This is a genomic window from Pseudarthrobacter sp. 05T312 (assembly GCF_056396685.1).
Genome location: NZ_JBFTLY010000009.1, coordinates 143,846 through 150,290 on the forward strand (window position 1 = coordinate 143,846; position 6,445 = coordinate 150,290).

4 protein-coding genes are annotated in these 6,445 nt (G+C 66.5%); all 4 read left to right on the forward strand.

The genetic code is table 11. The annotated features are described in order from the left end of the window. Nucleotides 1-10: 10 nt before the first annotated feature. The 4 genes from tatC (at nt 11) to AC1DIP_RS13640 (ending at nt 6,300) form a co-directional block, all read left to right on the forward strand. Nucleotides 11-805: a twin-arginine translocase subunit TatC gene (tatC, locus tag AC1DIP_RS13625; protein ID WP_476211125.1), complete on the forward strand. Its 795-nt coding sequence runs from the start codon at nt 11-13 to the stop codon at nt 803-805. A 20-nt stretch (nt 806-825) separates the two neighbouring features. Then, the gene (locus AC1DIP_RS13630) at nt 826-3,741 is read left to right on the forward strand and encodes a DEAD/DEAH box helicase (protein ID WP_477734051.1); all 2,916 of its coding nucleotides are present in this window, start codon (nt 826-828) and stop codon (nt 3,739-3,741) included. A 58-nt stretch (nt 3,742-3,799) separates the two neighbouring features. Continuing rightward, nucleotides 3,800-5,461 (forward strand): amidohydrolase, encoded by a 1,662-nt coding sequence (locus AC1DIP_RS13635; RefSeq protein WP_477734052.1) that lies wholly within the window; start codon nt 3,800-3,802, stop codon nt 5,459-5,461. Between the two features lie 95 nt (nt 5,462-5,556). Further along, nucleotides 5,557-6,300: a glycosyltransferase gene (locus AC1DIP_RS13640; RefSeq protein WP_476211129.1), complete on the forward strand. Its 744-nt coding sequence runs from the start codon at nt 5,557-5,559 to the stop codon at nt 6,298-6,300. The last annotated feature ends 145 nt before the right edge of the window (nt 6,301-6,445 follow it).

Sequence of the window (6,445 nt, forward strand, 5' to 3'; positions counted from 1 at the left end):
CGAGGGGCGAATGTCCCTCTGGGAGCACCTCAAGGAGCTGAAGAACCGGCTGATCAAGTCGGCTATCGGCGTCGTTATTGGCGGCATTGGGGGCTGGATACTTTACGATCCGCTGTTGAAGGCCCTCGCCGAACCGGTAAACCGGATTTCGAATGAAACCGGGGGCCTGGCGGCCATCAACTTCGGCACCATAGCGTCGCCCTTCGACTTCAAGCTGCAGATGTCGCTCCTCATTGGGGCGGTCATCTCCAGCCCCATCTGGATCTACCAGCTCTGGGCCTTCATCACCCCTGGGCTGACCTCCAAGGAACGGCGCTACACGCTGGGCTATATGGCAGCTGCCATTCCCCTTTTCCTCGCCGGAATCTGGGTGGGCTGGCTCGTAGTGCCGCAGGTGGTCCACGCGCTGACCCAGTTCACGCCGGCAGGTTCCTCCAGCGTCATAGATGCCAGGACCTACATCGAATTCGTCACCCGCATGGTGCTGATGCTGGGCCTTGCCTTCCTTGTCCCCGTGGTGCTGGTTGGCGTCAACATGGCCGGCCTCGTGTCCGGCCGCACCATCCTGAAGGCCTGGCGCATCACTGTTTTCCTGGTGTTCGTCCTGGCAGCCATCGCAGCACCGGGTGCCGATGCCATCTCCATGTTCATGCTGGCCGGCCCTTTGCTGGCGCTCTTCTTCGCGGCGATCGGCATTTGCATAATGAACGACAAGCGCCGTGAACGCCGCGAGGCCAAGCACGTCGAGGAGACCGAGGCCACTGCTGACATCGCCACCCCCAGCAGTGAACTTAAGAAGCTCTAGCCTGCCGCTAGGCTTGGGGTATGTCCTCCACCACCGGACCCTTCTCCGCCGGCCCCGTCGATCCCGATGAACTTTCGCCAGCCGAGAGGTACCGTGCCAGCGCCGAGCGCCGGGCAGAGGCGGCCACTTACCTCGGACAGTTTTCCCGGACCCTTGAGTTTGAGCTTGATGACTTCCAGCGCGCAGCCTGCCGTTCGTTGCAGGAGGGCAGGGGAGTCCTTGTGGCTGCCCCTACCGGAGCCGGTAAGACCATCGTTGGGGAGTTCGCCATCTACCTTGCTCTCCAGCGGGGGCTGAAGGCGTTCTACACCACCCCCATCAAGGCGCTCAGCAACCAGAAGTTCAGTGAACTGAGCCAGAAGTACGGTGCGGACAACGTAGGCCTCCTGACCGGGGACACCAGTATCAACGGGGACGCACAGGTGGTGGTCATGACCACCGAGGTCCTCCGGAACATGCTGTACGCGGACTCAGCCACCTTGGGCGACCTGGGCTATGTGGTCATGGACGAGGTCCACTACCTTGCCGACCGGTTCCGGGGAGCGGTCTGGGAAGAAGTCATCATCCACCTGCCCAGTGAAGTGCAGGTCGCGTCGCTGAGTGCCACCGTCTCGAACGCCGAGGAATTTGGTGCCTGGCTGGATACCGTGCGGGGGGACACGGACATCATCGTCTCCGAACACCGGCCGGTGCCTCTGTGGCAGCACGTGATGGTGGGGCGGCAGATCATGGACCTGTTTGCCGGGGAAACCACGTTCGACGAGATTGCCCCGCCTGCGGACGAAGAGGGACAGCGGCCTGCCGCATCCGTCAGCCCGGCCGGGACCGTCAAGGGCCGCGGCTTCGATGTCAATCCTGACCTGCTCTCCGTTGCGCGCAGCGAAAGCCAGCAAAGCTTCCGGAGCCGCCCGGGCGGCCGGGGGCAGCGTGGCCGCCGTGGGTACGAGCGGCCGGGCCGGGGAGAGCCGTCGGGAGTGCGCCCCGCCAGCCGGCCCCAGGTCATTGCCAGCCTGGACCGGATGGATCTGCTGCCTGCCATCACCTTCATCTTCTCCCGTGCCGGCTGTGAAGCCGCGGTGGCGCAGTGCGTAGGGTCCGGCCTGTGGCTTACCACCGAGAAGGAACAGCGGATCATTGCCCAGCGGGTGGACGAGGCCGGGCAGGACATCCCGCCGGACGACCTGGACGTCCTGGGTTTTTGGACGTGGCGTGACGGCCTGCTCCGGGGTTTTGCAGCCCACCATGCCGGCATGCTGCCCACTTTCAAGGAAGTGGTGGAAAAGCTGTTTGCCGACGGCCTGGTGAAAGCTGTTTTCGCCACTGAGACCCTGGCCCTGGGCGTCAACATGCCCGCCCGCTCGGTAGTGCTGGAAAAGCTGGACAAGTTCAACGGCGAAGCCCACGTGGACATCACGGCGGGCGAATACACCCAGCTGACCGGAAGGGCCGGCCGGCGGGGGATCGACGTCGAAGGCCACGCCGTAGTTCTGTGGCAGCCCGGGACGGACCCGACGGCAGTGGCCGGCCTGGCGTCCCGGCGAACCTATCCGCTGAACTCGAGTTTCCGGCCCACCTACAACATGAGCATCAACCTCCTGGCACAGTTTGGGCGCGCCAGGGCCCGCGAGATCCTGGAGTCCTCGTTTGCCCAGTTCCAGGCCGACCGCTCGGTGGTTGGGCTGGCCCGGCAGGTGCGCAGCCGCGAGGAGTCGCTTGCCGGTTACGCCAAATCCATGACCTGCCACTTGGGTGACTTCACGGAGTATGCCCGGCTGCGTCGGGAACTCTCCGATGCCGAGAGCGCCACCTCCCGGACCAAGTCGCGCGTGCAGAAATCGCTCAGCGGCGACTCCTTGGCCCGCCTCCTGCCCGGGGACGTGGTGAACGTTCCCGGCGGTCGTGCCCCGGGGCCCGCCGTCGTCCTCAGTTCCGACCATGGAAGCCGTGAACCCCGGCCAGCCGTGCTCACCCTGGACAACCAGCTGCGCCGGATCGGAACCGACGACCTCGAAGGGCCCATCGCGCCGGTTACCCGGGTCCGGATCCCCAAGTCCTTCAATGCAAAGGTGCCAAAATCCCGCCGGGACCTGGCATCTTCGGTCCGCAACGCACTGCGCGAAAACCGTCCTCCGGCTCCCGGCCAGAACCGCAACCATGACTTCGGCCGTGGCGCCGCCCTCCCCAACCAGGAGAGGCGCATCGCAGATCTTCGGCGGGCCCTGAAAGCCCATCCCTGCCACGGATGCAGCGAACGCGAAGACCATGCCCGGTGGTCGGAGCGCTGGTGGAAGCTGCGGCGAGAAACGGACGGCCTGGTCCGCCAGATCCAGGGCCGCACCAACACCATCGCCAAGACCTTCGACCGAGTCTGCGATGTCCTTTCCGCCTACGGCTACCTGGAGGACGCCGGAGAGGGCCGGCTGAACATCAGCCCCGACGGCCAGCGGCTGCGCCGGATCTACGGTGAAAAGGACCTGCTGATCTCCCAGTCCCTGCGGCTGGGCGCGTTCAATGACCTGGACGCGGCGGAGGTGGCTGCCCTGGCCAGCGTCCTGGTCTACCAGGCTAAACGCGAAGACCGCGGCCTGCGGCCGCGCATGCCCAGTGTCTCCCTGGAGACCTCCGTGGACGTCGTGGTCAAGGAATGGTCGGTGCTTGAGGACGTGGAAGAGGAGAACAAGCTTCCGCTGACCGGCGAACCCGAGCTCGGCCTCGTGTGGCCGCTGTACAAGTGGGCCCGCGGGCGCCACCTGCAGGATGTCCTGAGTGGCACCGACCTTGCCGCCGGGGACTTTGTCCGCTGGGTCAAGCAGGTGGTGGACCTGCTGGACCAGCTCGCCAAAATCCCGGGCCTCGATCCGCGCCTGGCACGGCTCTGTGTCGAGGCGATCAATCTCATCCGCCGCGGCGTCGTGGCTTACTCGTCCGTTCTCTAAGTCTGCCAACCCCGGCCGGGCCGACCCGGCCTGCCCACCTTCCAGGAGTCCTGCCTTTATGCCCCGCCCTGATTCGACCCCCGTTGCCGCCTCCCGTCCAGCCCCGGTGCTGTACCGCAATGGATCCGTCTATACGGCGGCTGATCCGTTCGCCACGGCCATGCTGGTGGACGGCGACACAGTTGCCTGGGTGGGATCGGAGCAGGCGGCGACGTCCATTGCCGACAGCACCATGGACATTATCGACCTCCGGGGCGCCCTGGTTGCACCGGGCTTCGTTGACTCCCACATGCACCTGACCGAAACCGGAATCGCGCTCGAGTCGCTCCAGCTGGCGCCGGTGACGTCGGCCCGGGCCCTGCTGGAAGCAGTCGCCGGGGCCCGCGGGGACGGACCGGTGCTGGGCCACGGCTGGGACGAGAGTACCTGGGCGGATCCCACCCTGCCCACGGCGGAAGAGCTTGACCGGGCAGCCGGGGGAAGGCCGGTTTACCTTTCCCGCGTGGACGTGCACTCGGCGCTGGTATCCACGTCCCTGGCCAAGTCGGCGGACCTTCAGGACCGGGACGGGTACGACGGCGGCGCTCGGGTGACGCGGGCGGCCCACGAGGCAGCACGGAAGGCAACCCGGCAGCTTCCGCAGGATGAGCTGAAGCGGCTGCAGGCCCGGGCCTTGGCGGAAGCGGCCGCCAACGGCTACGTCGCCCTCGCCGAAATGGGTGCACCGCATATGGGCGGTGCCGACGACCTGCGGCTCGCGGCAGCATGGAACGCCGCCGGAACCGGGGAGCCCCGTTTTCCCGAAGTCATGCCGTACTGGGGCGGGCTGGTCTCGTCCGAGGAGCAGGCCCGCACGCTGGTGGCAGAGCTGGGGGCGGGAGTCCGCGGCCTTGCAGGAGACCTGAACATCGATGGTTCCCTGGGCTCGCGGACCGCCGCCCTGCGTGCCGGTTACAGTGACGCCGGCCAGGAACGCGGCACCTTGTACCTGAGCGTGGACCAGGCAGCAGCCCACCTTGCCGCCTGTTCCCTTGCCGGGATCCAGGGCGGGTTCCACGTGATCGGGGACGCCGGACTGGACGCTGCGCTGGAGGCGCTGGACCTTGCCGCCAAGGAAGTGGGGGAGCAGCGCGTGCGCGCCGCAGGCCACCGGTTTGAGCATGTGGAGATGGCCGACGCCGACGCCGTGGACCGGCTGGCCCGCTACTCCGTGACCGTCAGCGCACAGCCCTCCTTCGACGCTGCCTGGGGCGGCCCCGGTGGCCTCTACGAGCATCGGCTGGGAGACCGAAGCCGGTCGATGAACCCGTTCGCCGCGTTCTACTCGGCCGGAGTGCCCGTCTGCTTCGGCAGCGACAGCCCCGTCACGCCCCTGCGTCCCTGGTCCAGTGTTCGCGCCTGCGTGGAACACCACAACCCGGACCAGCGTATTTCTGCGCGGGCAGCCTTCCTGGGCCACACCCGGGCCGGCTGGCGGGCCGCGCGGCACCCGAACCCCATGGCCGGACAACTGGTGCCCGGGGCTCCCGCGAGTTTTGCCGTGTGGGAGGTGGAGGAACTGATGGTCCAGGTGGCTGACGGGCGCGTTCAGTCCTGGAGCACCGATCCGCGCGCCAGGACCCCCCTTCTTCCGGCGCTGGACACGGGCTCCGACCCAGTCTGTCTGCAAACCGTAAAAGACGGTGCCGAACTGTTCGCCAGCCCGGCCCTGCGTTCCTGACCCGGGAATCCTCCGCCCTATAATGGGGAGTTGCGCCTGCGGCCGGCATGCCCGGCACCAGGTGCACCGACCACTTCCACCAGGAAAGGCCCTCTGTGCGCGTCCTTACGATCATTCCCACCTACAACGAACTGGAATCGCTGCCCAAGACGCTCCAGCGCCTGCGGAAGGCCGTTCCGGCGTCGGACGTGCTGGTGGTCGATGACAACAGTCCTGACGGCACCGGCCAGCTCGCCGACGGCTTTGCTGCCGAGGACTCCCAGGTCCATGTCCTGCACCGTAAGGGCAAGGAAGGGCTGGGCGCCGCGTACATCGCCGGTTTCAAGTGGGGCCTGGAGGCCGGCTACGACGTCCTGGTGGAAATGGACGCAGACGGCTCCCACCAGCCCGAACAGCTTCCCCAGCTCCTTGAGGCCGTGGAACAGGGCGCAGACCTGGCCATGGGGTCGCGCTGGGTTCCCGGCGGCAGCGTGGTGAACTGGCCGCTGTACCGCCAGGCAATCTCCCGGGTAGGCAGCACCTATGCCCGGTTGATGCTGGCTCTGCCGATCCGGGATGTGACCGGCGGATACCGCGCGTTCCGCAGGACCACCCTGGAAAAGCTCAACCTGGACCAGGTGGACTCTGTGGGCTACGGCTTCCAGGTGGACCTGGCCTGGCGCGTCGCCAAACTTGGCCTCCGCATCGAGGAACGCCCCATCACCTTCGTCGAACGGGAACTGGGCGCATCCAAGATGAGCGGTAACATCGTGGTCGAGGCCATGATCAACGTCACCAAATGGGGACTGGCAGCACGCTGGAACACCCTGGCCGGCAAGGTAAAGAACAAGCAGGCCTAGGTGTAATTCCCAGGGACGTTGTGAACAGCGTGGCGTGATGTAAGAGGCGAGGGCCTCCGGTATCGATTTGGGTTACCACACTCATCTCGACGCCAGGAGGCCCTCGTGTCCTACGTTACCCACGCCAACGCCGACCTCACACCTA